The 24,363-nt window shown below is 64.9% G+C and carries 26 protein-coding genes; 10 read left to right on the plus strand and 16 right to left on the minus strand.

The window, feature by feature from the left end; all coding sequences use genetic code 11:
• Nucleotides 1-97 precede the first annotated feature (97 nt).
• The 4 genes from METLW3_RS28215 to gatC all read right to left on the minus strand — a co-directional run bounded on the left by METLW3_RS28215 (nt 98) and on the right by gatC (nt 4,083).
• A complete protein-coding gene (locus METLW3_RS28215) occupies nt 98-1,786 on the minus strand; it encodes a hypothetical protein (RefSeq protein ID WP_198022767.1) in 1,689 nt (562 codons plus the stop codon).
• 87 nt (nt 1,787-1,873) lie between these two features.
• Nucleotides 1,874-2,224, minus strand: a complete 351-nt coding sequence (locus tag METLW3_RS0111970) for a chorismate mutase (RefSeq protein ID WP_024880146.1) — start codon at nt 2,222-2,224, stop codon at nt 1,874-1,876.
• On the minus strand, nt 2,221-3,720 hold the full coding sequence (gatA, locus tag METLW3_RS0111975; protein ID WP_024880147.1) for an Asp-tRNA(Asn)/Glu-tRNA(Gln) amidotransferase subunit GatA: 1,500 nt from the start codon (nt 3,718-3,720) through the stop codon (nt 2,221-2,223). The genes METLW3_RS0111970 and gatA overlap by 4 nt, the downstream gene beginning before the upstream one ends.
• 75 nt (nt 3,721-3,795) lie before the next feature.
• On the minus strand, nt 3,796-4,083 hold the full coding sequence (gene gatC, locus METLW3_RS0111980; RefSeq protein WP_024880148.1) for an Asp-tRNA(Asn)/Glu-tRNA(Gln) amidotransferase subunit GatC: 288 nt from the start codon (nt 4,081-4,083) through the stop codon (nt 3,796-3,798).
• A 137-nt stretch (nt 4,084-4,220) separates the two neighbouring features.
• Here gatC and ruvX point away from each other — a divergent pair, with 137 nt between their 5' ends.
• Nucleotides 4,221-4,703, plus strand: coding sequence for a Holliday junction resolvase RuvX (ruvX, locus tag METLW3_RS0111985; protein ID WP_024880149.1), 483 nt, complete (start codon nt 4,221-4,223; stop codon nt 4,701-4,703).
• Between the two features lie 10 nt (nt 4,704-4,713).
• Here the strand turns inward: ruvX and METLW3_RS0111990 are convergent, their stop codons facing one another.
• Nucleotides 4,714-5,202, minus strand: coding sequence for a hypothetical protein (locus METLW3_RS0111990; protein ID WP_024880150.1), 489 nt, complete (start codon nt 5,200-5,202; stop codon nt 4,714-4,716).
• A 566-nt stretch (nt 5,203-5,768) separates the two neighbouring features.
• Between METLW3_RS0111990 and METLW3_RS25495 the strand changes: the two genes are divergently transcribed.
• Nucleotides 5,769-5,984 carry a hypothetical protein gene (locus METLW3_RS25495; protein WP_245267325.1) on the plus strand — a complete coding sequence of 72 codons (216 nt, stop codon included), beginning with the start codon at nt 5,769-5,771 and terminating at the stop codon, nt 5,982-5,984.
• A 9-nt stretch (nt 5,985-5,993) separates the two neighbouring features.
• Here METLW3_RS25495 and dprA read toward each other — a convergent pair whose 3' ends face one another.
• Nucleotides 5,994-7,238, minus strand: coding sequence for a DNA-processing protein DprA (gene dprA / locus METLW3_RS0112000; protein WP_024880152.1), 1,245 nt, complete (start codon nt 7,236-7,238; stop codon nt 5,994-5,996).
• Nucleotides 7,235-7,831, minus strand: coding sequence for a glycerol-3-phosphate 1-O-acyltransferase PlsY (gene plsY, locus METLW3_RS0112005; protein ID WP_024880153.1), 597 nt, complete (start codon nt 7,829-7,831; stop codon nt 7,235-7,237). Before plsY ends, dprA begins: the two co-directional genes overlap by 4 nt.
• Nucleotides 7,832-8,024: 193 nt before the next feature.
• Between plsY and METLW3_RS0112010 the strand changes: the two genes are divergently transcribed.
• The 4 genes from METLW3_RS0112010 (at nt 8,025) to xth (ending at nt 12,578) form a co-directional block, all read left to right on the plus strand.
• Nucleotides 8,025-9,122 (plus strand): helix-turn-helix transcriptional regulator, encoded by a 1,098-nt coding sequence (locus METLW3_RS0112010; protein WP_024880154.1) that lies wholly within the window; start codon nt 8,025-8,027, stop codon nt 9,120-9,122.
• Between the two features lie 41 nt (nt 9,123-9,163).
• Nucleotides 9,164-10,525: a WYL domain-containing protein gene (locus METLW3_RS0112015; protein WP_024880155.1), complete on the plus strand. Its 1,362-nt coding sequence runs from the start codon at nt 9,164-9,166 to the stop codon at nt 10,523-10,525.
• 130 nt (nt 10,526-10,655) lie between these two features.
• A complete protein-coding gene (locus METLW3_RS0112020; RefSeq protein WP_024880156.1) occupies nt 10,656-11,735 on the plus strand; it encodes a TIGR01620 family protein in 1,080 nt (359 codons plus the stop codon).
• A gap of 42 nt (nt 11,736-11,777) precedes the next feature.
• Nucleotides 11,778-12,578 carry an exodeoxyribonuclease III gene (gene xth, locus METLW3_RS0112025; protein ID WP_024880157.1) on the plus strand — a complete coding sequence of 267 codons (801 nt, stop codon included), beginning with the start codon at nt 11,778-11,780 and terminating at the stop codon, nt 12,576-12,578.
• A gap of 8 nt (nt 12,579-12,586) precedes the next feature.
• On the opposite strand, the gene METLW3_RS0112030 is transcribed toward xth, so the two are convergent.
• The gene (locus METLW3_RS0112030; RefSeq protein ID WP_024880158.1) at nt 12,587-13,105 is read right to left on the minus strand and encodes a hypothetical protein; all 519 of its coding nucleotides are present in this window, start codon (nt 13,103-13,105) and stop codon (nt 12,587-12,589) included.
• Between the two features lie 461 nt (nt 13,106-13,566).
• On the opposite strand from METLW3_RS0112030, the gene METLW3_RS0112035 reads away from it, so the two are divergent.
• Entirely contained in the window at nt 13,567-14,103 is a 537-nt protein-coding gene (locus METLW3_RS0112035) for a hypothetical protein (protein WP_245267326.1), read from the plus strand.
• A gap of 206 nt (nt 14,104-14,309) precedes the next feature.
• Complete coding sequence (locus METLW3_RS0112040) at nt 14,310-14,909, plus strand: superoxide dismutase (protein WP_024880160.1); 600 nt, start codon at nt 14,310-14,312, stop codon at nt 14,907-14,909.
• Between the two features lie 116 nt (nt 14,910-15,025).
• On the opposite strand, the gene METLW3_RS0112045 is transcribed toward METLW3_RS0112040, so the two are convergent.
• The 3 genes from METLW3_RS0112045 to METLW3_RS0112055 all read right to left on the minus strand — a co-directional run bounded on the left by METLW3_RS0112045 (nt 15,026) and on the right by METLW3_RS0112055 (nt 16,822).
• Nucleotides 15,026-15,262 carry a DUF1640 domain-containing protein gene (locus tag METLW3_RS0112045; protein ID WP_024880161.1) on the minus strand — a complete coding sequence of 79 codons (237 nt, stop codon included), beginning with the start codon at nt 15,260-15,262 and terminating at the stop codon, nt 15,026-15,028.
• Nucleotides 15,263-15,343: 81 nt separating this feature from the next.
• Nucleotides 15,344-15,580 carry a hypothetical protein gene (locus METLW3_RS0112050; RefSeq protein WP_024880162.1) on the minus strand — a complete coding sequence of 79 codons (237 nt, stop codon included), beginning with the start codon at nt 15,578-15,580 and terminating at the stop codon, nt 15,344-15,346.
• A 39-nt stretch (nt 15,581-15,619) separates the two neighbouring features.
• The gene (locus tag METLW3_RS0112055; RefSeq protein WP_024880163.1) at nt 15,620-16,822 is read right to left on the minus strand and encodes a pyridoxal phosphate-dependent aminotransferase; all 1,203 of its coding nucleotides are present in this window, start codon (nt 16,820-16,822) and stop codon (nt 15,620-15,622) included.
• A gap of 177 nt (nt 16,823-16,999) precedes the next feature.
• Between METLW3_RS0112055 and METLW3_RS0112060 the strand changes: the two genes are divergently transcribed.
• On the plus strand, nt 17,000-18,235 hold the full coding sequence (locus tag METLW3_RS0112060; protein ID WP_024880164.1) for a glycosyltransferase family 87 protein: 1,236 nt from the start codon (nt 17,000-17,002) through the stop codon (nt 18,233-18,235).
• 156 nt (nt 18,236-18,391) lie between these two features.
• Nucleotides 18,392-18,637 (plus strand): hypothetical protein, encoded by a 246-nt coding sequence (locus METLW3_RS0112065; RefSeq protein WP_024880165.1) that lies wholly within the window; start codon nt 18,392-18,394, stop codon nt 18,635-18,637.
• 61 nt (nt 18,638-18,698) lie between these two features.
• Here the strand turns inward: METLW3_RS0112065 and METLW3_RS0112070 are convergent, their stop codons facing one another.
• The 5 genes from METLW3_RS0112070 to amoB all read right to left on the minus strand — a co-directional run bounded on the left by METLW3_RS0112070 (nt 18,699) and on the right by amoB (nt 24,214).
• The gene (locus METLW3_RS0112070; protein WP_024880166.1) at nt 18,699-19,304 is read right to left on the minus strand and encodes a copper chaperone PCu(A)C; all 606 of its coding nucleotides are present in this window, start codon (nt 19,302-19,304) and stop codon (nt 18,699-18,701) included.
• Between the two features lie 131 nt (nt 19,305-19,435).
• Nucleotides 19,436-21,379, minus strand: a complete 1,944-nt coding sequence (locus METLW3_RS0112075) for a c-type cytochrome (RefSeq protein WP_024880167.1) — start codon at nt 21,377-21,379, stop codon at nt 19,436-19,438.
• 91 nt (nt 21,380-21,470) lie between these two features.
• On the minus strand, nt 21,471-21,836 hold the full coding sequence (locus METLW3_RS0112080; protein ID WP_024880168.1) for a copper resistance CopC family protein: 366 nt from the start codon (nt 21,834-21,836) through the stop codon (nt 21,471-21,473).
• Between the two features lie 76 nt (nt 21,837-21,912).
• Nucleotides 21,913-22,527: a hypothetical protein gene (locus METLW3_RS0112085; RefSeq protein ID WP_024880169.1), complete on the minus strand. Its 615-nt coding sequence runs from the start codon at nt 22,525-22,527 to the stop codon at nt 21,913-21,915.
• Nucleotides 22,528-22,918: 391 nt separating this feature from the next.
• Nucleotides 22,919-24,214, minus strand: a complete 1,296-nt coding sequence (gene amoB, locus METLW3_RS0112090; RefSeq protein WP_024880170.1) for a bacterial ammonia monooxygenase, subunit AmoB — start codon at nt 24,212-24,214, stop codon at nt 22,919-22,921.
• Between the last annotated feature and the right edge of the window lie 149 nt (nt 24,215-24,363).

A 24,363-nucleotide genomic window follows, 5' to 3' on the forward strand; every position in this document is an offset into this window, starting at 1 on the left:
TCGCCGCGCCGACGCTCGTCTGCCTGGATTCGCCAAATTTGCCAGAACGCGCCCAATGTTCATCGAGAAATCGGTCATCGTCGGGCGATCTGCCTTGTCAGCCGCATTGAACTATGCGCGCTTCGGCCTCTATCCATTTCAGCAAGCTCGAGAGCTCGCGAGCGCCCTCGGCGTCGGCGAAGGAGGTCGAAAGCGCCTGCAGCCGACGGCGTTCGCCGGCCAGCAAGAGGGTGGCTACTCCGCTCGCGTCACCGGCCGCGAAATCGAAACGCCTCATACGGGGAAGAATGTCGAAGAGCTTTTCGACGATCTCGTCATCATGCGGCAGAGCGATCCGGCAGAGACCGACCATCGCGGGCCCTCGCACGCCCTCATCCTCGAGCAGACGAAGCAACACAGGCTTCGGCGTGTCGGAAACTTCGCCCCAGCGACGAATGACTCCCGGCAAATCGCGTGCTAGAGACGGGTCCGACAAAATTCGTTCGAAGCGCGGCCGATAGATACGGAGCGCCTCGCGTGGCGACTGCTCCAGCACACTGCTCATGACCCGCCGGAAATCACGATCGCCCACGGAAGATGGCGTTTCGAACAGCGAGACGATGTCTGGCAACAAGTCGCGCCAGGCAGACGCATGGCGCCCGACATCGACGGCGCCCAGATCGAATTTAGCTCCATCGAGAAGCGGACGCCGCAGGAGCAGCCGCAAAAAATCCATCTCATCGGGACCAAAGGACGACTGCATCACCACCTTCTCGGCGACTGGACGCACCCGCGCCAGGTCGTCGCGGGAAAGATCATTGTCGTGCTCCGAGGCGCGCGTCAGCACGCGCTTCGCAGCGTCCACTTCGGCGAAGGTGACGGGGCGCTCGGCGAGCGCCGAACTGTCGAAGCTCAGTCCATAGCGGCGGCTCACGATCTCTCGCCAATCCGCTGTTCGACCGCCGGCGAGCCGCGACGTGACGAGCGGTCGATAATCTTTCGTGACAGGGCTTTCCGACGCGAACAAAACATAGAGCGGCGTCGGCGCATAGGCCCCTTGAGTCGCAGTCCGTCGCTCGACGAGTTGAAAACCGTCGCCGATCCGCTCGTCGACTTCCCATGTCTGCGGTGGCGAGACGATCCGCCAGAACGTCGACCTCTCGCTAAAACCCGGCGGGATGAGATCGCGACGAGGATCGAGCCTCAATTTCACATCGGCGCCGTCGACAGCGACCTGTTCCCCGACCAGACACTTGCCATCTACAGAAGCGCTCGCTCCAAACTCCCGCAGGTCTCGATATCGCACGGGACACCGGTCACGCCAGTCGAGCCGGTATCGCCACAAGCCGCCAGTTGCTTCGACGAATACGGATTCGACGCGCGCGCGATACAGCAGGTCCCGACAGAGAATGCTGCAATCCGGCGACCGCGTAACCGGATCATCGGACGGCGCCCACCCGTCCAAGGGAATTTCGAAGCTCTTCGCGCGCAGTGTCGGCTCGCGCGCAAAATCTCCTGCGATCGCTGACGCTTCGAAAGCCTCGAGTTCCTGTCGACCTCGGTAACCGGGGCCGAGAGCCACTGCCGCTTCGCAAAGCACTCCGACAACCAATGCGGCTCGCGGTCGCCGAGAGCGCCATAAATAGGCGGCCGGTCCAGCGCCGAGCGCGTAAAACAACGCAGTGCTCGCGACGAATAGGATGACGCCGGGAACGACAAATATAATAGAGAAAAGCAAGATGATGCGATTGTAACTCACAATCGACAGCGCAAAAAGCGCGCCGACAATGACAAAATAACTCCTCACGATACGCTCCTGACGGCAAATCGAGACGATAAATGAATTAACAAAATGCTTGTTTACACGCAGTATCGGCGCCACGACACCAACGGATCACTCGGATATTTTCGTCGGCGTCCCGTTCTCAGAGGCGTCGGAACCCATCAGTCCAACTTCATAGCCGATCGACCATTCGATCAGCGCGCGCCACAGCGCTTGCCCCAGTTCGACATCGAGCCCCTCGCGCTGCGACGCCGCGGCGACGCGCGCCAGCACTTCGTCGACGCGCTCGGGCACGCGCGCGGGAATGCCGAGCGAGGGTTTCACCGCCGCGGCGCGCTCGATCTGGCGCTGGCGGCGCGCGAGCAGAGCGACGAGCTCGTCGTCGAGCGCGTCTATGGTGGCGCGCACGTCCGACATTTCGTCGCGCGGTTCGAGCTTTGCTGCCTCTGCTCTGCGCGTCATTTCGCCTCTGTCCACCAAGGCCGCGGGAAATCGATCTTCGGCGCCGCGCTCTCCAGCGCCGCGGCGAGCGAGAACAAGGTCGCCTCGTCGAAGGGGCGGCCGATGAGTTGCAGGCCGAGCGGCAATCCGTCGGCGCCGAGGCCGCCCGGCACCGCAATGCCCGGCAGGCCGGCCATGTTCACCGTCACGGTGAAAATGTCGTTCAAATACATCTCGACCGGATCGGCCGCGCCCTTCTCGCCTTGCGCGAAAGCGGTGGAAGGCGTCGCCGGCGTCAGCACGGCATCGACCCCGGCCACGAAAGCCTCGTCGAAATCGCGCTTGATGAGGCTGCGGATTTTTTGCGCGCGCACATAAAAGGCGTCGTAATAGCCATGCGAGAGCACATAAGCGCCGATCATCACGCGGCGGCGCACCTCGGCCCCGAAGCCTTTGGCGCGCGTCTTCTCATACATGTCGGCGATGTCGCGGCCCTTCTCGCGCAGGCCGTAGCGAACGCCGTCATAGCGCGCGAGATTGGAGGAGGCCTCCGCCGGAGCGATGATGTAATAGGCCGGCAGAGCGAAACGCGTGTGCGGCAGAGAAATCTCGACGATCTCGGCGCCCGCGTCGCGCAGCCAGGCGACGCCCTGGTCCCAGAGCGCATTGATCTCGGCGCCGCCGCCAATGCGGTATTCCTTCGGGATGCCGATGCGGCGGCCCTTCACCGAGGCGCCGATCGCGGCCTCATAATCGGGAACCGGCGCATCGACGCTGGTCGTGTCCTTGGAATCATGACCGGCCATGGAGCGCAGCATGATCGCCGCGTCGCGCACCGTGCGCGTGATCGGCCCCGCCTGATCGAGCGAGGAGGCGAAAGCGACAATTCCCCAGCGCGAGCAGCGGCCATAGGTCGGCTTTATGCCGACAGTGCCGGTGAAAGCCGCAGGCTGGCGAATGGAGCCGCCCGTGTCCGTCGCCGTGGCGCCGAGCGCGAGACGCGCCGCGACGGCGGCGGAGGAGCCGCCCGAGGACCCGCCGGGAACGATCTTGGCGTCGTCGAAACCATCGCCCTTCTTGCGCCGCCAGGGCGAGACGACAGGGCCGAAGGCGCTGGTCTCATTGGAGGAGCCCATGGCGAATTCGTCGAGATTGAGCTTGCCCAGCATCAGCGCGCCGTCGCGCCACAGATTGGCGGAGACGGTCGATTCATAAGTGGGCGTGAAATCGTCGAGGATGCGGCTCGCCGCCGTGGTGCGCACGCCTTTGGTGCAATAGAGGTCCTTAATGCCGAGCGGCAGGCCCTCGAGCGGGCGCGCCTCGCCGCGCGCGATGCGCGCATCACTGTCGCGCGCGGCTTCGAGCGCGAGCTCTGGCGTCTCGGTGAGAAAAGCGTTGAGCGCGCGCGCTTTCTCTATCGCCTCTATATGGGCCTTGGTCAGCTCCGTCGCCGACAGCTTCTTCGCAACGAGCGCGTCGCGCGCCTCGGCGAGGGACAAATGCGTAGGATCGGACATGAATGCGTTTCGCTCGTTCGTGTCTTATTCAAAGGCCCGCGTCTGGCGGGCGTCGCTCGTCTTTGCGGAAGGCGTTTATTCCACGACCTTGGGCACGACGAAATAATGGTCGTCCTTTTCCGGCGCATTGGCCAGAATGGCGTCGGCGAAGCCGCCGTCGGTGACGACGTCCTGCCGTTTCTTCATTTGCATGGGCAGAACGGAGGTCAAAGGCTCGACGCCCGCGACATCGACGCTCGACAGCTCGGCGACGAAATCCAATATGGCGTTGAGCTCCGCGCCGAGGCGCTCGACCTCTTGGTCCTCGACGGCGATGCGCGCGAGATGGGCGATGCGGCGGACAGTCGCCTGATCGACGGACATTTTATGGAGCTCCGTTCCGACTTCGTCCCGCGCGCTATACCACTCGCGGCTTCGAGGGCGCAATGCGCGCGTCCGCCCGTGATGCAACGAGCGCGCCGGATTTCCAGAAAGCCGCGCGACGTGCTAGGCGAATAGGCATGACCGCCGGACAAAAGACGCTCGAGGAGCTCGCCGCTCTGCTGCCACAAAAAAGCAGGCTGATCGGGCTCGATGTCGGCACGAAGACCGTAGGGCTCGCGCTGTCGGACGTCGAGCGCCGCCTCGCGACGCCGCTCGAGACGATCCGCCGCGTGAAATTCACCAAGGACGCCGAGCGGCTCGTCGCCTTGATCGCGCAGCACGAAATCGCCGCGCTGATCGTCGGCCTGCCGCTCAACATGGACGGCTCTGAAGGCCCGCGCGCGCAAGCGACGCGGGCCTTCATGCGCAATTTCGACGCGATGCGCCGAACGCCCTACGCCTTCTGGGACGAACGGCTTTCGACGGCCGCCGTCACCAGAGAGCTGCTGGCGCAGGACGTGTCGCGCGCCAAAAGGGCCGAGGTCGTGGACAGAATGGCCGCGGCCTATATTCTGCAAGGCGCCCTAGACAGGCTGGGGCGCCTCGCTACGGGAGGCTAGAACGACCGGCTCACCACCAGCCGCGACGCCCCCAGCCGCCACCCCAGCCGCCGCCCCAGCCGCCGCCGCCGAAGCCGATGTTCAGCGCGCCGCCGAGAAGACCGGCGCCGGCGCCGATGATGCCCGGGCCGCCGCCGCCATAGCCATATCCATAGGAGGGATAGGCGTAGCTGGCCGCGACGACCGGCACGACGACAGCCGTCGCCACCGGAGCCGCGACATAGGCCGTGCGACGCTCATACATCGGATAGTAGGCGGTGCGGCGCTCGATGATGCGACGCACATAGACCGTGCGGTGCTCGATGCGACGCGGCGGGCAGTAATGGGCCGAGCGGCCCGCATGAATGCGACGATAATGGACCTCGTCCGTCGCCGCCGGAAGCGACACGGACGCCACATTCGCCATTCCGACCGGACCGGCCAGAGCGACGCCCGGCGCGGCGATGCCGATCACGGCGCCAGCGGCGCCCAGCAGAGACAACTTCACAACCTTGCTCATACCCAAGCCTCCTCGTGGCTCTCGCCCCCCTTTCCCGCCGCCCGCAGCGGGCGACAGGAACCTTTCGTCACGGCGCGATCCGCGCCGGCGCAGACGTTCATTCAGTGACGGTAGACGCGACGGCGCAGACGACCAGATGCGCCGGGAGGAGCGCGATCGGTGAAGAGAAGCCAACGCACATATCAGTCCCCCAACTCATCGGTCGCTCAACTCGCGCCTCATTGAAAAATTCCCGATCACGCCGTCGCTCCGCTGAGAGAAGCGCGGCCCAGGTGAAGGGGAACTAAGGCGCGCTTACCGGCCGTCCAGACCATCGAGCGTCAAAAAAAACCCTCCGTTAACGCTCCCGCCGCGCCGGAGGGGCCTCGATATGAAAACTTTTAGTTGTATTGCGCCGCTTTGCGAGGGCGTCCGCCTTTGCCTCTAGAGGCATGGCGTTCAAGGCAAAAAATCCTGACGACATAGCTGCGGTCGCGTTGACAAGCTGTCGGCGACGAGGCATTTTACGACTGTAAGTTGAACATCTGAATCGCCGCCGCCATCCAATGCGCCGATGCGAGGAGCCGATGTCGAAGAGCGCAAAAGCAGCCCCCGCCGAGATGGACGCGCAAGAAGCATCGACGGCTTCTCTCGCCGTCTATATCGCGCAAATGGCGGGCGAGCTGGCGACGATGGCGGACCGGTCCGATCTCACCATGCTCGCCTATTTCCTCAATCTGGCGCGCGTCGAGGCCGAGACGAAATCACGTGAGCGCGCCGCCGACTCGCGCGGCCGCGCATAAAGCCTCAAATCAAGCCAGCGAGACGAGATTGGCGCCGTGGCGCGCGAGCCGCCCGGCGAGATCGAGTTCCAGCAGCGCGGCGTTGACCTCGCGCGCAGGGAGACCAGCGGCGCGCACGAGATCGTCGATGGCGACCGGCGCCGGCCCGAGCAGCGCCATGACGCGCGCGAGCGGATCGACCGTCTCCGCCTCTCGCGCCCGCGCGGCGACGATCGGCGCGATCTCCGGCTGCGGCGCGATGGGAGCGGCGCGCTCATGCATGAAATTCGGCGCCCGCTCCTGCAGCGAGAAGAGATCGTCCATCTCTTCCCAGAACGGCTCCTCCTTGGGCGCGCCCTCCCCTTCGCCGAAGAGATCGCCTTGCCTGCCGGCGCCGGCGGCGAGCGCGCGGGTGACATCGTCCGCCCCGGCGCAGAGAGTGGCGCCCTGGCGCAGGAGATCATTGGTTCCTTCGGCGCGCGGATCGAGCGGCGAGCCGGGAACGGCGAACACCTCGCGGCCCTGCTCCATGGCGAAGCGCGCGGTGATGAGCGAGCCGGAGCGGCGCGCCGCCTCCACGACCACGACGCCGCGCGACAGGCCCGAGACGATGCGATTGCGGCGGGGAAAATCGCGCCCGCGCGGCTCCCATTCGAGCGGCATTTCCGTGACCACCGCGCCGCCGCGCGCGATGATCTCCTCGATCAAGGGGCGATGCTCATTGGGATAGGGCCGCGCATGGCCGCCGGCGAGCACGGCTATGGTTCCCGCCGCGAGGCTGGCGCGATGGGCGGAGAGATCGACGCCGCGCGCGAGGCCCGAGACGATGACGTAATTTTCCCGCGCGAGGCCTTGCGCCAGACGCTCCGCAAAGGTGAGCCCCGCTGCAGACGCATTGCGCGAGCCGACGATGGCGACGCAAGGACGCGACAGAATTTCCGCCGAGCCGCGCAGCGCCAACAATGGCGGCGCCGCTTCTATCGCGCGCAGCGGCTGCGGATAATCGGCGTCGCCGAGCGAGACGAAGCGCACGCCGAGCTTCGCCGAGCGCTCCATCTCGGCGCGCACATCGTCCGGCTCGGCGATGCGGATCATGCGCCCATGGGCGGAACGCGCGAGCAGATCGGGAAGCGCCTCCAACGCCGCCTGCGCGCCGCCGAACCTGTTGACGAGCTGGCGAAAGGTGCGCGGCCCGACATTCTCCGAACGAATGAGCCGCAGCCAATGAAAGAGCTGCTCCTCCGTCAAGCGCGTCGCGGAGGAGGAAGCGCTCATGCCTTCTGCCCGATGCGGCTCTCATTGCCGGAGAGCAGGCGGCGAATATTGTCGCGATGCTTCCACCACAGCAGCGCCGCCATGGCCGCGAAGACGATGGCCTCACGGCCATGGCCGCTCGCCGCGAGAACGAGCGGCGAAGCGAGGCTCGCCGCCAGCGCGGACAGCGAGGAGTAGCGGAACAGAGCGGCCATCGACAGCCAGACGGCCGCGAAAGCGAGGCCCGCCGGCCAGCTGATTCCGAACAGCGCGCCCAAAAATGTCGCGACGCCCTTGCCGCCGCGAAAGCGCAGCCAGACAGGCGCGATATGGCCGATAAAGGCGGCCGCCGCAGCGATGACGGCGCCGTCCGGCGCGATCAGCGCGCCGATGAGCGCGGCGGCGACGCCTTTGAGCGCATCGAGCAGCAGAGTCGCAGCGGCGAGATCTTTACGCCCGGTGCGCAGAACATTGGTCGCGCCTATATTGCCGGAGCCGATCGAGCGAATGTCGGTGGTCCCCGCGAGCCGCGTCAGCAGCAGGCCGAAGGGGATCGAGCCGAGCAGATAGCCGACCGCCAGCGCGCCGAGTTCTGGAAAAGAAGAAAACGCCAAGGAGAAAGACCCGCGCCGCGCGGCCGGCGCCTTTCGCCGAACGCGGCGCGCAAACTAGTCGAGGCCGCCGCTCGCCGCAAGCCGAGCCAAAAGCGGCGCCGAAGCGCGAGACGCCGCGCGCTGGCGCGAAAGCTGCTTCGAAACGCGCCGAAGCTTTGTTTCTCATTTCGATACATTCATTTTCGAGCCGACCATGATCAATTTCGAAAGCCTCGTCGAGCTCATCTATCGCGCCGCCACCGATCCAGATCTCTGGCCGCTCGCGATGCATGAGCTGGCCGCCACGGCGGAAGCCGACGGCGGAATCATTCTCACGCGCCGAAGCGACGCCTGGGTCGGCTGGCGACATTCCCCCGCAATGGTCGGCGTCGACGATTATCTGCGGTCGCCGGCCGGCGCGCGCAGCCAGGCGCCGGTTCGACTGCTCGCCGCCGACCATGCGGGCTTCCTCGACGCCGAAACCGTGTTCACGCCGGAGGAATGGCTCGCCGATCCGGTGATGACGCATTGGGGAACGCCCAATGGGTTGCGCCACGCCGCCGCCACGGCCATGCCCATGCCCACGGGGGATTTCGTGGTGGTCCATATCAGCCGTCGCGTCGGCCAGCCGGCCTTCGCGGCCGCCGATATCGCCCGTCTCGACGCGTTTCGTCCGCATCTCGCGCGCGCCGGCTTTCTGGCGGCGCGCTGGCGGCTCGAGCGGCTGCGCGTCGCCACCGAGGCGCTGTCGCTGATCGGCCTCCCTGCAGCCGCTCTCGACTCGCGCGGCCGCGCCCTGGCCGCCAATTCGCTCATCGAGAAGATGACGCCTCATGTCAAATGGCTGCCCGACGACCGCGTCGCTCTCGCCGATTCCGCCGCCAATGGCATGTTGCGGCGCGCGCTCGCCGATGTGTCGAGCCTCGCCGCGACGACGGCGCGCTCCTTTCCCGCCCGCGGCCGCGACGGCGACGCTGCGGTCGTCCATCTCATTCCGATGGCGGGCGAATCGCGCGATCTCTTCGACGGCGGATGCGCGCTTCTGGTGGTCGCGCCCATAGCGCTCCGCCAAGCGCCCGACGCCACGGTGATCCGAGGCCTCTTCGATCTCACCGCCGCCGAGACTTGCGTCGCCGGCGGAATCGTCTCGGGCCTGTCGCTGGAACAGATCGCCCGCCGTCAGGGCACGACGCCCGCGACCGTTCGCAGCCAGCTCAAGAGCGTGTTCGCCAAAACCGGCGTCGGCCGGCAGTCCAGCCTCGTCGCGCTGCTGGCGAGCCAGCTCAAGCCGCCCTATCCGCGGAAAGAATAGAGCCGCGATCCGCTCCCCGTCCCGTGCTAGCTTCGCGGCCCATGTCGCGCGCCGGCCGCCTCTTCGAACTCTTGCAGCTCCTGCGTGGGCGCCGACGCCCGGTCAGCGGCGCCGAGCTCGCACGCGCGGCCGGCGTCTCCTTGCGCACGCTCTATCGCGACATCGCCGCGCTGCAGGCGATGGGCGCGGAGATCGGGGGCGAGCCCGGCGTCGGCTATGTCTTGCGGCCGGGCTTTCTGCTGCCGCCGCTGATGTTCTCGGAAGAAGAGATCGAGGCGCTGGAGCTCGGCGCCAAATGGGTGGCGCAGCGCACCGATGACGGACTTTCGCGCGCGGCGCAGAGCGCGATGGCGAAAATATCCGCCGTTCTCCCGCAGGGACGGTCGCGCGCGCCGGATGATGCGCTGATCGTCGGCCCGCCTTGGTCGCGGGCGCATGTCGCCGAGCTGAAGCTGCTGCGCCGCGCGCTGCGCGAGGAGCGCAAGCTCGCCATCTCCTACGCCGACGGCAAGGGCGCGCGCACGAAACGCGTCGTCTGGCCGGTGGCGCTGGGATTTTTCGAATCCGCCCGCGTGCTCGTCGCCTGGTGCGAGCTGAGAGGCGATTTCCGTCATTTCCGCGCCGATCGCATCGAGGCGGCGGAAATGCTGGAGGAGCGCCCGCCGCGCCGACGCCAGACGCTGCAAAAGGAGTGGCGTCGCTCGATGCTGACAGAATCTGACAGCGTGACGGCTTATGGACGTGTCGCGCCCTCGACCACAAAAGGAAATTCCATGTCTAAGATCGTCTTCTACACCAATCCGCAATCGCGCGGCATGATCGTGCATTGGCTGCTCGAGGAGATCGGCGCGCCCTATTCCATCGAGATCGAGGAGTATGGCACCTCGATCAAATCGCCCGAGTTCCTCGCGATCAATCCAATGGGCAAGGTGCCGGCGATCCGCCACGGCGACAAGGTGGTGACGGAGGCCGCGGCCATCTGCGCCTATCTCGCCGATGCGTTTCCGCAAGCCGGCCTCGCGCCGCCGACGGCCGAGCGCAGCGCCTATTATCGCTGGCTGTTCTTCGCCGCCGGCTGCGTGGAGCCGGCGATGAGCAATCATTCCGTCGGCTGGGACCCGGCCGCGGACAGGCAGCGGAGCTTCGGCTACGGCTCATACGCCGCCGTGCTGGACACTCTGGCGAAAGCGCTGGCGGGACGGCGCTATATCGCCGGCGACGCCTTCAGCGCGGCCGATGTCTATCTCGGCTCGATGATCGGCTTCGGCATGCGCTTCGGCGTGCTGGAGAAGCGGCCGGAGTTCGAAGCCTATTGGGGCGGCCTGGAGAATCGCCCGGCGCGGCTGCGCGCGCTCGAGCAGAACGAGAAGCTCGCCGCGCGGCAGGCCTGGGCGCCGGCCTGAGCCGGGGCGGGACGGCCCCGCCCCCGATGATTTCTGTCGAGAGCTCGGCGCAGGCGGCAATTTTTACGGGCGGAGCGGTTGGCCATGCGCTAGAAAGCTGCGGGGCGAAAGCGCCATCGAAGCGACAGAGATGACGGAACCAGAACGCAGACCGCGCCCGCGCGCCTTCCGCCTCGACGGCGAGCAGATCGTTCCCCCCAAAAGCGCGAAGCCGCTGGAGGCGGAGCGAGTCCAGCCCAGCGTCTTCGAGGCGCAGATCGACGTCTTCGCGCTCGAGGCCGAAGCGGCGCCGCGCGGTTTCGTCGAGGAAGAGAAGGCGATCGAGGCCGCGCAGAAGCGCGGCGTGCTGCGCAGCATGCTGGTCTCCTGGGGCGGATTATTCGTCTCGGCCGTGGCGGGGCTGCTGTCGCTGGCCGGCGGCATGTGGCTCACCAATCTGGTCGAGGATCTCTTCGCGCATTCGGCCATGCTCGGAACTGTCGGGCTCGCGCTCGCCGGCCTGGCGCTCGTCGCCGCCGCGGCGATGCTGGCCAAGGAGATCGCCGCCATCGCGCGGCAAAATCGCATCGCCAAGCTGCATATCGCCCTCGCCGAAGCGCGGCTTCGCGACGACATCAAAGCCGCGCGCGAGCATGTGAAGGAGCTGTGCAAGCTCTATGAGGACCGCCCCGAGACCGGCCGCGCGCGCGCGCTGGTGCTGGAATTCTCGCAGCAGATCATCGACGGGCGCGATCTCGTCGATCTCGCCGAGCGCCATCTCGCGCATCCGCTGGACGCGCAGGCGCGGCGCGAGATCGCCGACGCCTCCAAGCGCGTCTCCATCGTCACCACGGTCAGCCCACGCGCGCTGCTCGACGTGCTGTTCGTCGCCGCGCAGGCGATAAGGCTGATGCGCCGCATCGCCGAAATCTATGGCGGACGGCCGGGAATGCTGGGCTTCTTCAAGCTCGCGCGCTCGGTCGGCGCGCATCTCGCCATCACCGGCGGGCTCGCCATCGGCGATTCGCTGCTGCAGCAGGTGGTCGGCCATGGCATCGCCGCCAAGCTCTCCGCCAAGCTCGGCGAGGGCGTGCTCAACGGTCTATTGACCGCGCGCGTCGGCCTCTCGGCCATGGCGGTCTGCCGGCCCATGCCCTTCAGCGCCGAAAAGCCGCCCGGCGTCGCCGATGTGGCGCCTTTCTTGTTCGGCGACCGCAGCAGCGGCGGCTGACGATATGGCGGCGCGGATTTTCCCTCTCGAGAAGACAAACGGATGAAGATCACCACCTGGAACATCAATTCCGTGCGCCTGCGCATGCCGATCGTCGCGCAATTCTTGAAGGAGCACGCGCCGGACGTCATCTGCCTGCAGGAGACCAAGTGCCGCAACGCCGAATTTCCCTATTCGGATTTTCGCGCGCTCGGCTATGAGCATTTCGCCATCAATGGCCAGAAGGGCTATCACGGCGTCGCCATCGTCTCGAAACAGCCGCTGGAGCTATTAGAGACGCGCGATTTCTGCGAGAAAGGCGACGCGCGCCATGTGTCGGTCGGCGTCCCCAATGGCGGGGCGCCGGTCACGATCCATAATTTCTACGTGCCGGCCGGCGGCGACGAGCCCAATCGCGAGATCAATCCGAAATTCGCCCATAAGCTCGATTTTCTGGACGAGATGGCCGAATGGATCGCGCGCGATCGCGTGACGGACGGCCGCGTCGTGCTGGTCGGCGACCTCAATATCGCGCCGCTGGAGCAGGACGTCTGGAGCCATAAGGCGCTGCTCCAAGTGGTGAGCCACACGCCGATCGAGGTGGAGAAGCTCGGCCGCGTGGTCGAGGCCGGGCGCTGGATCGACACGATGCGCCGCTTCGTGCCCAAGGAGGAGAAGCTCTATACGTGGTGGAGCTATCGCGCCTCGGATTGGGAGAAATCCGACCGCGGCCGCCGGCTCGATCACATTTGGGCGAGCGAGGCGCTCTCCGGCGCGCTCGAGCAGATGCATGTGCTGCGCGAGGCGCGCAATTGGACGCGCCCCTCCGACCATGTGCCGGTGACGATCTCACTGGCGGTCTGAAAACCGAGTCAGGCGTTGACCTGCGCTCGCAGCTCGGAGAGCGAGGCGAAGCGCCGCACGCGGCCCTCGCCGCGAATCTCGACCGAGCCGTCGGAAAACATCACATAGAGCGCGCCGCCATTCTCATAGCGGTCGACCTCGACCGGCTCCGCCTCGACATAGCGCTTGGGCGCATAGGCCTCGAAGCCAGGCGGCGGCGCCATGGCTGTCGGCGGGGCCATCGCCGGCGGCGGCTCCATCTCCGGCGCGAGGGCCGGCTGCGAAATCACGGGCGCCGGCGCGATGCGCGCCGCCTGCGGAGCGAATGTCGCGAGCGCATGGTCGAGACGCGACAGAGCGGCGACGATCGCCAAAGTCACCACGCCGCCCGAGAGAGCCACCGCGCCCGAGATGAACAGGCTCCAGCCGCGCTCGATCTGGATCTTGTCCCAGCCTTCGAACATCGCCGCCACGCCCCAAGTCGTGAGCGCGACGCCGAGCCCCAAGACGCCCCAACGCGTCAGCCGAAAGAACCAGACGCTCCGCATGTTCCGCCTCTTCCTCTCGCATGGCGACCGTGCAACCGGCGACGAGATCACGCGCGAGAATCGTCGCCCGCCATCTGTTAGCACGCCCGCTCGCGGGTCGCGCCGACGGTTTTCGCCAAGCATTCCATGCACGCATTCCGCGCGAGAATTCCGGCGCGAGTGTGGAGAAACGCCGCACGCGCCGTGACCGGCCCCCAAAGATGATATTCAACCCTTTAGAAAACAATATTTCTGCGTCGTAACGTCACATGGAATTCGGTGACGCCGATACAGACATCAATAATGGAGACCAATGTCTCCAGGAGGAAAGTCGGCAACGATCCGCCTATCTCAGGGGAGTCGAAACCATGGATACGCGCTCATCGAGGCGTAATATATTCGCACTGAGCTTTCTATTCGCTTTGGCGACAGCGGGTTCTGCTTTCGCGCATGGCGGGGTAAAGCTCGAGCAGGACGAATGCGTGACGACAGTCGGTCCGGTGAAGGTGCATTTCATCGGCTATCAGCGAAAAGGCGAGCCGGAGGAGTTCTGCGACGACATCGCCCGGACCGGCCCGACGGTGATCGCGCTCACGGCCATCGATTCCGGTCGCCAGCCGGATTCCTACATGGCCCAGAATCGGGAGGCCGCTGCGCCTGCCGGCCCGGCCGTGGATGTACGCGACATCGCCATTGGCGTGCGCATCGTCAAGGACGGAAGCGACGCCGCGGCGCCGGAGTTCTACGCGCCGCCGAAGATTCATAACAACGCCACCATGACCTTCGAGCATGACTTCAAGGAGCCGGGAAATTATGTGGCCATCATCACCGTCGCCGATCGCGACGGGCGTGAGTGGAGTTCGCGCTTTCCCTTCCGCGTCGGCGTGCTCAGCCTGTGGAACACGATCGAATATGTCCTCTACGGGATCGGCTTCCTCGGACTGACCGCCGGTCTGTGGCTGGTGGCCTGGCGGCGCGGAGCGCAGCCGGAGCAGACCGCCCTCCATCAGGCGGAATGACCACAGCCTCGCAGGCGAAATGACCACAGCCCGTCCGATCGAAGATCGGGCGGGCTTTTTTCGCGCCCGGAATGCGCTTGTCGTCCGAGCTTTGCACGAAAATTGTTAGACTGCGGCCGTGCGAGATTGCTTGGAGCCCTGCCGGGTTCTAGGTAGAGGCGAGCGGAGAATGCTGCGCTCGCGAACCCAAGTCAGGAGCAAGGAATATGAGCTTCACCCTTCCCGACCTTCCCTACGCCTATGATGCGCTGCAGCCCTATTTGTCGAAGGAATCCTTCGAGTATCATCACGACAAGCATCATGCGACCTATGTCACCAACGCCAATAATCTGATCAAAGGCACCGAGTTCGAGGGCAAGCCGATCGAGGAGATCATCGTCGCCTCCTACGGCAAGAACGTGCCGATCTTCAACAATGTGGCGCAGATCTACAACCACTCCGAATATTGGAAGTGGCTGAAGCCCAATGGCGGCGGCGCGATTCCCGCCAAGGTCGAGAAGGCGATCGTCGAGTCCTTCGGCTCGGTCGACAAGTTCAAGGAAGAGTTCCAGACCCAGGGTCTCGGCCAGTTCGGCTCGGGCTGGGTGTGGCTCGAGATCAAGGACGGCAAGCTCGCCGTGCGCAAGACCCCGAACGCCGAGAACCCGCTGGTGTTCGGCGCCAAGCCGCTGCTGGTCGCCGATGTGTGGGAGCACGCCTATTACATCGACTACCGCAACCGCCGCGCCGACTTCCTCAAGGCTTTCCTCGAGCATCTCGTGAACTGGGAATATGTCGAGGAGCTCTACGAGGCCGCGACGAAGTAAGACAGTTTCATACGGCGGCGGCGCGATGCGTCGCCGCCGTCAAATTTCGAACAGGCCTCGTTGCCCGCGCCCACCGACAAAGGAAGTCGGCAAGTCTTGCTGGCGAGACCTCAAAATCAATGATTTCCAGGCAGATAACGAATTGCCGCGAGAAGAATGCCGGTCGCGACTACCGTCAGACCTCCGAGCTTGACGGTCATCCGCAGTTCGAGCTCGCGCAAATCCGCTTTTGTAGCAAGCTCTTGGCTCGTCGCCTCAGCAAAGGCCTCGGCCGCTGCTTTCGCCTGCTCATGCGTGAAGCCACCCGCCTCGAGCTTTTCGACGAATTTCAGCGTGTCGAATGCAATGCCCAACAGAGCGCTCCTTTTTCCCGACCACTGGAGCCATAAATAGCGCGGTTCGTGCTTTGTTGCGAGGGGCGCTTTTTGTTCCGGCTATCGCTCGATATTTCTGCGCAGCAGCTCGATAACGTCCGCCACTGTGGCGACCGTCGCCCACTCTGTTCGCGGCGCCCGCATCTTCAACCGTCTTTCGAGGTCGAGGGCCATTGCCGTCGCATCGTCCGAGAGCAATGCGAGATCCTCGATGATCCGACTTGATCGCTCGATCTCGGCGCCGGAAGGCGTCAGCGTTCGGAGGACGACGAGAACCTCGTTCTCGATATCGCGCACGCCGACATTCTCCCGAAACGCCGAGGCGAGACTTTCTCGTCAGACCAAGCTCGCACAGAACCTCTGTATCTTCGTGCAGGCGTCCTCGAGCGTCGCGTTGGACGCCGCATAGGAGACGCGGAAATTCGGTCCCGTGCCGAAGGCTGAGCCCTGCACAACGGCGACGCCTTCCGCCTCCAAGAGAGCGGTGACGAAATCGACGTCGCTTTCGATCACCTTGCCCTCCGGCGTCTTGCGGCCGATCGCCTCCTTGCAGGAGGGAAAGACATAGAAGGCGCCCTCGGGCGACGGGCATTGCAGATATTTCGCCTGACCGAGCATGGAGACGACGAGATCGCGCCGCTCCTGAAACGCCTTGCGGAACACGGCGAGATGATCCTGCGGACCTTCCAGCGCCGCGAGCGCCGCCCATTGCGCGATGGAGCAGGCGCCAGAGGTCTGCTGGCCCTGCAGCATGTCCATCGCCTTGATGAGCGGCGCCGGGCCGGCGGCGAAGCCGATGCGCCAGCCGGTCATCGCATAGGCTTTGGAGACGCCGTTCATCGTCAGCGTGCGGTCGAAGAGGCCGGGCTCGACCTGCGCGATGGTGGCGAATTTGAAATCGCCATAGACGAGATGTTCATAGATGTCGTCGGTGAGAATATGCACCTGCGGATGGCGCAGCAGCACTTCGGCGACTTGGCTGAGCTCGTCATGCGTATAGGCCGCGCCGGACGGGTTGGAGGGCGAGTTCAGCACCAGCCATTTGGTGCGCGGCGTAATGGCGCGCTCGAGGTCCGCCGCCTGCAGCTTGAAGCCATGCTCCATCGTCGTGTCGACGAAGACAGTGGTTCCGCCGCAAATGGCGACCATCTCCGGATAGCTGACCCAATAGGGCGCCGGGACGATCACCTCGTCGCCGGGATTGATCGTCGCCAGAAAGGCGTTGAAGAGGATGTGCTTGCCGCCGGTGGCGACGATGACGTCCGAGGCCTTGTAGTCGAGGCCGTTCTCGCGCTTGAACTTCTTGGCCACCGCCTCGCGCAGCTGCGGAATGCCGAGCACCGGCGGATAGCGCGTCTCGCCGCGGCGGATCGCCTCGACCGCGGCGTCGCAAATATGCGTGGGCGTGTCGAAGTCCGGCTCGCCCACCGAGAGCGAGATGACCTCCCTGCCCTGCGCTTTGAGATCACGCGCCTTCTGCGTCACGGCGATCGTGGCGGAAGGTTTCACGCGTGACAAAGCGTCGGCGATGAAGGCCATTTGGGGAGCTCCTCTGGGCATGTGTGCGGTGCACAATCAGGTCGAAGATAGACGCGGCGGACGTGCGGGGCAATCGAAAATCAGCCCGCCGCCCCCGCGTCGAAACGAAGCGCTTAACCTCTCCTCCGTAGAATTGCGACGCTCGGCTTCACCTCGAGCCGTGGAGAGGCGCGGAACATGTGGGAAAAGCTGCGCAGCGGCGATTGGCTCGACGAAGAGCGTCTGCGCGTCTATCCGGCGATGCTGCTGCTGCTCTCGGTCGGCTGCGTCGCCGCCGTGCTGATGACGGCGCAGGGCCGCTTCGACGCCAATGGCCATCCGCTGGGCACGGATTTCAGCCAAGTGTGGGTCGCCGGCCTCGAGACCTTGCGCGGCCATCCGGAACAGCCCTTTGATCTTGCCCGCCACATCGCCGAGCAGCGCGCCGAATTCGGCGCCGGCAGCGACGTCTATGGCTGGCATTACCCGCCCTATTTCCTCGCGCCGGCGACGGCGCTCGCACATCTTCCCTATCTCGAAGCGCTCGCCGTCTGGCAGATGACGACGCTCGCCCTCTATCTCGTCGCCGTGCTCGCGCTCATGCATGGCGGCGCGGCGCCCCCCGGGCGCGTCGCGCTTCTCGCGCTCGCCTTTCCGGCGACGCTCGTCAATCTCGGCCATGGGCAGAACGGCTTTTTGACCGCGGCCCTGCTCGGCTTCGGCTTTCTGGCGCTGCCGCGCCGGCCGGCGCTCGCCGGCCTCTGCTTCGCGCTGCTCGCCTATAAGCCGCAATTCGCGCTCGCGCTGCCGGTCGCGCTCATCGTCGGCGGCCATTGGCGCGCGCTCGCTTCGGCCGCCGCCTCGCTCCTCGTGATGACGCTCGCCAGCCTCTTCTTCTTCGGCCCAGAAAGCTGGATCGCCTTTGTTCAGAATCTCGACGTCACGCGCGATCTCGTCGTCGAACGCGGCGCGGCCGGCTTTCCGAAAATCCAGAGCGTCTTCGCAGCGGCGCGCCTGCTCGGCGCCGATATAGCGACGGCCTATGCCGCGCAGACTCTGGCCACGGCGACGACTCTCGCCGCGCTCGTCTGGCTGTGGCGCAGCGGCGCCGATTATCGCGCCAAGGCCGCCGGCGCGATCGTCGCGACATTCCTCACGACGCCCTATTGTCTCGACTACGATATGACGGCGCTCGCGCCCGCCTTCGCGCTGCTCGTCTCCTTTGGGCTCGAACGCGGCTTCGGTCCCTATATGAAAAGCGCTCTCACCGCGGCTTTCATCATTCCGCTCGCGGCGCGCCCCGTGGCAACGGCGACGTCTCTGCCTCTCGGCGCGATCACAATGGCCGCATTGTTCGCGATAATTCTGTCAAATTCGCGCGAGGCATGTTTTCGCCACGCAGGCGCCACTGCGTCGCTACGATCGACGGCCTGACGACCACAAAAAATTCATCTCGCGAAAAAAACCGGCGCCCGCTGCTCGAGGCGTGAAACTTTTTGGCCGGCGCCGCCGTTTATCATTCGCCGAGCGATCGTGGGAGCGGTCGCGACGCGTCGGACGTTCGGGGGAGCGTCCCGGAGAGGGTGCGTCATGTCGTTGGTGGATAAGTTCGAAAACCGCATGGAGCCGGCTTTTACGCATAGCTTCGATCCGGAATCGGCGCGGCGTCAATTCAGGGTTTCTCTTTTCCTGGTCGCGGCAATGGCGCTCGCCGCCTTTATCCTGGGCTTCGCTCTGCCGCTCAACGCCCCACGCAGCTCGCCGCCGACGCCCGCCGTCTCCTCCGACGCGAGCGATTTTTCCGGTCGCCTTCTCTCTTTGGATTCGGCCGACTGAGCATAAAGAAGCGCGGCCCGGCAATGGCCGAACCGCGCGTCAGACCTCTACGTCTCCAGGGTCACTTCATATCCATGGACTTGTGATCGTCCTTGTGATCGTGATGGTCGTGGTGGTGCTCTTCAGCGCCGCCGGCCGGAGACGTCGTGCCGCCTTCCGGATGTGCCTTTTCCCATCGCTGCATCGCCTCGGCGTCATGCGCATGCTTGGCGTCGGGCGCATCGACCGCCGCGTCGACCGTCACTTCACCTGCCTTCTCGAAGACGAGAACGAGTTCCATGCCCCAGCCGACGGGGTTGATCTTCTTGACCTCGGCGAGCACGACATGCGCGCCTTCGGGCGAGAGCGTCGTCGTCTTATTGGCCGCGATGGCGATGCCGCCTTCCGCGATGGTGTGCTTGGCGTCGGCGTGCAAGGTAACCTTGCCGACGTTCGGCGATTTCACCGCAATGAGCTTGTCGGCGCCGCCCTTATTGTGGACGAATGCGTAGAAATAGGCAGTGGTCTCGCCGTCCTTGGGCGCGCGCACCCAGGGATGCTCGATCGTCAGCTTGCCGAGCTCATATTCATGAGCCTGCGCCGCGCGCATCGGAGCCAAAACGCCGCACGCCGCGCCGCCCAATAGAGCGCCGCCAGCCGCCAACAGATCACGCCGCTTGATCATCATGTGCGTTCTCCCTTACTTGCCCGACGAAAGCTCGTCGGCTGCATTCGTCGCTCTTTTCTCGGCGAGGCTCTCGCGGCCCCGTTCCGCCGCATCGCGACCATGCGACGAATTGCGCGCAACTCCTTCGCCGCTCAGTGCTGATGCGGCGAGACATAGACGATCGGCTCTTTCGCGGTCAGCGTGATCTGCGCCTTCAGCAGCGAGACCGCGCCGTCGTCGGTCCCGAAATGGCGGAAGCGGGCTCGAACATAGCCGGAGCGATCGATCAGAAAATGACCTTCCGGAATCTCATTGATGACCGGCTCGTCGAGATAATGATTGATGAGAGAATAAGTGAGCTCTGTGGCGTCCGGATGGCTCGGCGTCAGCGCGCTCGGATCATTCGGGCATTCGCCGAAATAATCGGTGACATGATGCGCGCCCATCGCCTTCACCGTCTCGGCGGCGACTTTCAGACTCGCGACACGATCGGCGAAATCCGCATCCTCCGGCTTGCACCGCGCGAAGGAGACGAGCGTCGGCACGCCGCGCAGCTTCTCGAGGTCGTCGATCTCGCCCTTGGGATCGTCCAGCGCGAAATTGGGCGCGACGAGCCAAGGGATGACGCCCTTGGGACTCAGGAAGCGCGACTGGTTGGAATTCGACAGAACGGTGAGAAAATTGATGAGGTCCCAGCGCTCGTCCTCGGTGACCGCATCGCCGAAGGCCGGCATGACGCCGCTCTGTCCGCCATAGGTCAGCCAGTGAAAAATATCGCCGAGCGTATGCGTCGCGACATGCGGCGCGGTGAGATCGGCGGGCGCCACACGCAGACCCTTGGCCATGGGTCCATTGCCCTCGCCGGTGACGCCGTGACAGGCGATGCAATTGGCCTGGAAGGTCTCATAGCCGCGCTTCACCGATGCCGCCGTGTAAGCGATGGGCGGGTCGGTATAGGTCTCGGGATAGGCCTGCACCGACAGTGAGACCGTGCCGCAGACCGCCGCCGCCAGCGCCAGCGCCGAGGTCGAATATTTTCGCCACTCGCGGAGCTGCGGCAAAGGCGTGAGCCCCACGGCCGCGACGAGCGCCGGCCCGAACCAGGCGAGGCCGGCGACGACCGCCAGCGCCGCTCCGGCGACGCCCCATTGCCAAGTGGGATCGATCCAGGGCGTGACCTTGAGGCCCCATGTGCCGGCCCAAGTCACGCGGAAAGGAAGCGGCCAATAGACGTTCGTCTCATGCGCCGCCGGCGTGATGGTGGCGATCCAGCCTGCGATGAACAAAAGGCCGAGCGCGCACGCGCCCTCGATGCCGCCGATCTTGCTGTACCAGGCGAAATCGAAGCCCTTCTTGGAGTCGGCAAGCGTCAGATAGCGCGCGAGCGAGAGAGCGAGCAGCAGCGCTGCGCAGAGCAGAGCCAATTTGACTGTGAGCAGTCGTCCGTAGGGCGTCGCCAGCATGAAGCCGAAGCTGCCGACCGTCTCCCATGCCAGGATGAGGCCGCTGATCAGCACGATCAGCATCGCGCCCTTGGCGATCATCGACCAGCGCTCGGCGAGACGCCAGGCGACCTCCGGCGGCTTTCCGCGGCCGGTGAACATCCAGTAGACGAGGCCGAGCAGGCCGCCGATCCAGGTGAGGCCCGCCAGTGTGTGGAAGGGGAAGCTCAGCTGCGTGTAGATCAGCAGGCTGTCGTCCACCGCATGGCCAGTGACAGACACGACCGCGAGCACGGCGAGCCCGAGCCCGAGCGTCGCGCGATCGAGCCAGAGATTGGAGATCCGCAGGCGCGCCAGCGTCGCGACAGTGAAGACCGCCGCGAGAATCTGCGTCGCCACCCAGGCCTTTCCGATCACCGTGCCGGAAATGAACTGCAGCAGCGCGTCGGCATCGACCGGACGGCCGGCGGGGATGATGGCGCGCGCCGTCGCCACGATGAGGCCGAAGCCGAACAGCAGGCGCAGGACCGCGGCGCCCGCGATCGCTTTTTTGAAGCGCTCGCCGTCCTCCTCTACGAGGCGCGGCAGCAGCAATAGTCCGACGGCGAGAGCGGAAAGAACGCTCTCCACGAAGCGAAGCGTCGCCAATTCCATTGATTTCGACTTCCGTTACGCTCGCGAGCACGGCGCGGCGCCCCGCCGATCGGCGCCGCCCGACATTTTTTAAAGCTGCTCTGAGCCAGACTTAGTGAGCGTCCACCGTGAACTCGTATTTCCCCTCGACGATGTGGCCATCCGAGGAGAGAACGCGATATTTCACGACATATTTGCCCGCCGCCAGATCTGGCGCGTCGAGCGTCAGCTCGCGCGGCTTGTCGGGCGCGCCCTTCGCGCCTTCGACGACGGTCTTGCCATTGGCGTCGAGGATCGCGATCGTCGAATAATTGGGCTCGACGCCGCCGCCGAAGCGCAGCTTCACGAGCTTCGGCGAAGCGGCGACGTGATCCTTCGCCGACGGAGAAGCGTCGACCAGAAAGGAATGAGCGAAGGCCGCGCCGGCGCTCATGCATAGAAATGCCGCCACGAGGCCGGCTCCGAACGTCATCTTCATCGTCGCTCCTCCCATATTATTTGCTTTTCGTATCATGATCTGGTCGGTCGGCCGCATCCGTTCAAGACGGTCGCGTTCACGACGACTTCAGCGCATCAGCAGGATCGGCAGCCTTCGGCTTGGTGTGGCTATGGCGCCAATAAGCGCCGACCATCAGCGCGATCAGCACGACGCCGAGCGCCTGCGGCACGAAGGACCACAGCGTCTGGCCGACCATGAATTTGAACTGCTGGGTCTCTTTCTCGCCATTCGCTCGGGTGAGCGTCACATAGCCGATGAAATGACCCTTTTCGGTGAATTTGTGCTCGAAATTGAAGGTGCCGGTCCTGTAGAGCTTCGGCGGCAGATGAATGATGGTGAGCGGCTCGAGATCCGTATTGGCCGAGATCGGCGTCAGCGGATCGCGAATGATGCGCAGCTCGAGCGGCAGATCGCGAAAATCCGGATTGGCGATATCGAAAGTGAAGATGATCCGGCCGACGATCGGAATATGGTCGCAATATTGATCGCGTGCGCCTTCGGCCTCATAGGCCGTGATGTGGATCATGTCATAGCCGAACATGACCATGCACATATTGTCCATGACCATCGCTTCCGGTCCGTCGCCGCCGGCGCGAGCCGGAGTAGCGGCAAAGGACGCGAAGAACAGCGCAAGCGCCAATAGACACGGTCTCACGGATCGGACGATCATCGCTTTCCTTCCTCCCGACCACGCGCGCCTCTAGGGTCGCCGCGTCGTCTTTTTTTTGCTTCGAGCTTCGAGAGAGCGAGATCGCCTCGCCCTCGCTTGTCCCGATTTTTCTTAGTGCAAAAAGGAATCGATTTGAAATCGCTATTTCGTCGACTTGCCGCAGCCCAGCTCATTCGTGCGAGACCGCCGCCGGAGTGAGACTCTATGGATAAATTCTATGCGTGTTCGGGCGCGGACGCGACAATTTCTCCTGCGTCCAAACGCCGCATATATCGCATTGCGATATAACTGCTGCGTTCTTGCTCCGGGACACGAAGCGCCCGAAGCGCAAAAAGAAACCGGCCGGGCGCGAGGCCCGGCCGGCGATATTTTCAGCCTTCAGAGAGTTCGATCAGGGCATGTCGCCGGCGACGAACTTCGGAATGACCGGGCCGCCGATTTCGGTGGCGTAGCGCTTGCCCGACGGGCCGAAGAAGAACAGCAGACCGCCGATCTGGCTGTCCGTGTCATAGGCGAGGTCGGAGAGACGCTCGATGTCCCAACGCGCGTCCTGCACCTTGATCTCGATCGTCTTCGTCTCACCCGGCGCGATCGGCGTCGGATCCGTCGACAGACCACGGTCCGCCAGCAGATAGTCGGGGAACTCCGGCTTCGTCGTGAACACGTCGGGGTTCAGGAAGCGGAGACCCGCCGCCGTATACTCGCCGAGCTTCAGCGGCTCATCCGTCTTGTTCGTGATCTTCACCTGAACCGTCAGCTCGCGGCCCGGCACCTTGTAGACGCCGCCCTTGAGATCCGCCGTCACGATCTTCGTGCCGACGCCCACAGTGCCTTCCTCGGTGATCGGCGTCAGCGGCTTCTGCAAGCCGGCCTGAAGCGGGATCGTGCGCGGGAAGGTGCTGTTGGTGACAGCGTAGCCGATGATCGTCGCCAGGATCGTCACCGCCAGAACGATAGCGCCGACGCGACGGTCGTCGTCACCGATCTGCTCGTCTTCCTTGCCTTCGCTGACGCGCAGGTAGGAGGCGATGATGCCCTTCTTGAAGAACCAGTAGAGGATCCAGGCCGCAGCCGCGATCATCCACGGGAAGTGCCAAGCATAGATGCGGTCGATGCCGTAGGTCTCGAGGTCCACGGTCGTGCCGTCCAGCAGCGTGACCGGGTCCTTGAAGTCGGCCATGTCGCCCTTGATCTCGATCCACTGGCCGGGTCCGATGATCGGGCCGCCGCCTTCGACGTTGATCTGCGCATGAACGTGCCAACGGCCCGCGCGGCGCGCCTTCAGGTCGATCTGGAACGCATAGTCCTTGCCGACCTCGAGCGACACAGAGCGCGGAGCGAACTGCTCGCCGATGAACTGAGCCGTGCGAACCAGAACCGGACCCGGCTCGCCGGCGTTCAGGAACGACGACTTCGGGTTCGCGACGGCCTGCGGCCAAGCCGAGAACACGTGCACCTTGCCCGAAAGCACCATCGACTCGTTGACGTTCAGCGAGGTCTTCGACCACTTCACGTCATACCAGTTCAGCGTGCGCATGCGCAGGAACGCCTGCTGCGACTTCTCGCCGTGCGCCGACGCCGGAGCGACGGAGCCCATCGTCGCGGCGACCGCAGCCGCCATGCCCAGGCCGAAGAGCCGAGCGACGCGTCCCGTCGCCAGCACGGCCATTCTCTCCAACAGTTTCATGGAACAACCTCCCAAGTTTCTCTTCGCGGACCGGCCCGTCGGGCCGGATGTCCGCTGTCGTCCTTGCCGGAGCGGCTCGCTCCCGGGCTCTCTTGCAGGAGCCCTTCGCAGCCGCCCCTCCTCGCTTTGAGCGATCGCTCGATCCGTCC

The sequence above is a fragment of the Methylosinus sp. LW3 genome (assembly GCF_000527115.1).
In the GTDB taxonomy this organism is placed as follows: Bacteria; Pseudomonadota; Alphaproteobacteria; order Rhizobiales; family Beijerinckiaceae; genus Methylosinus.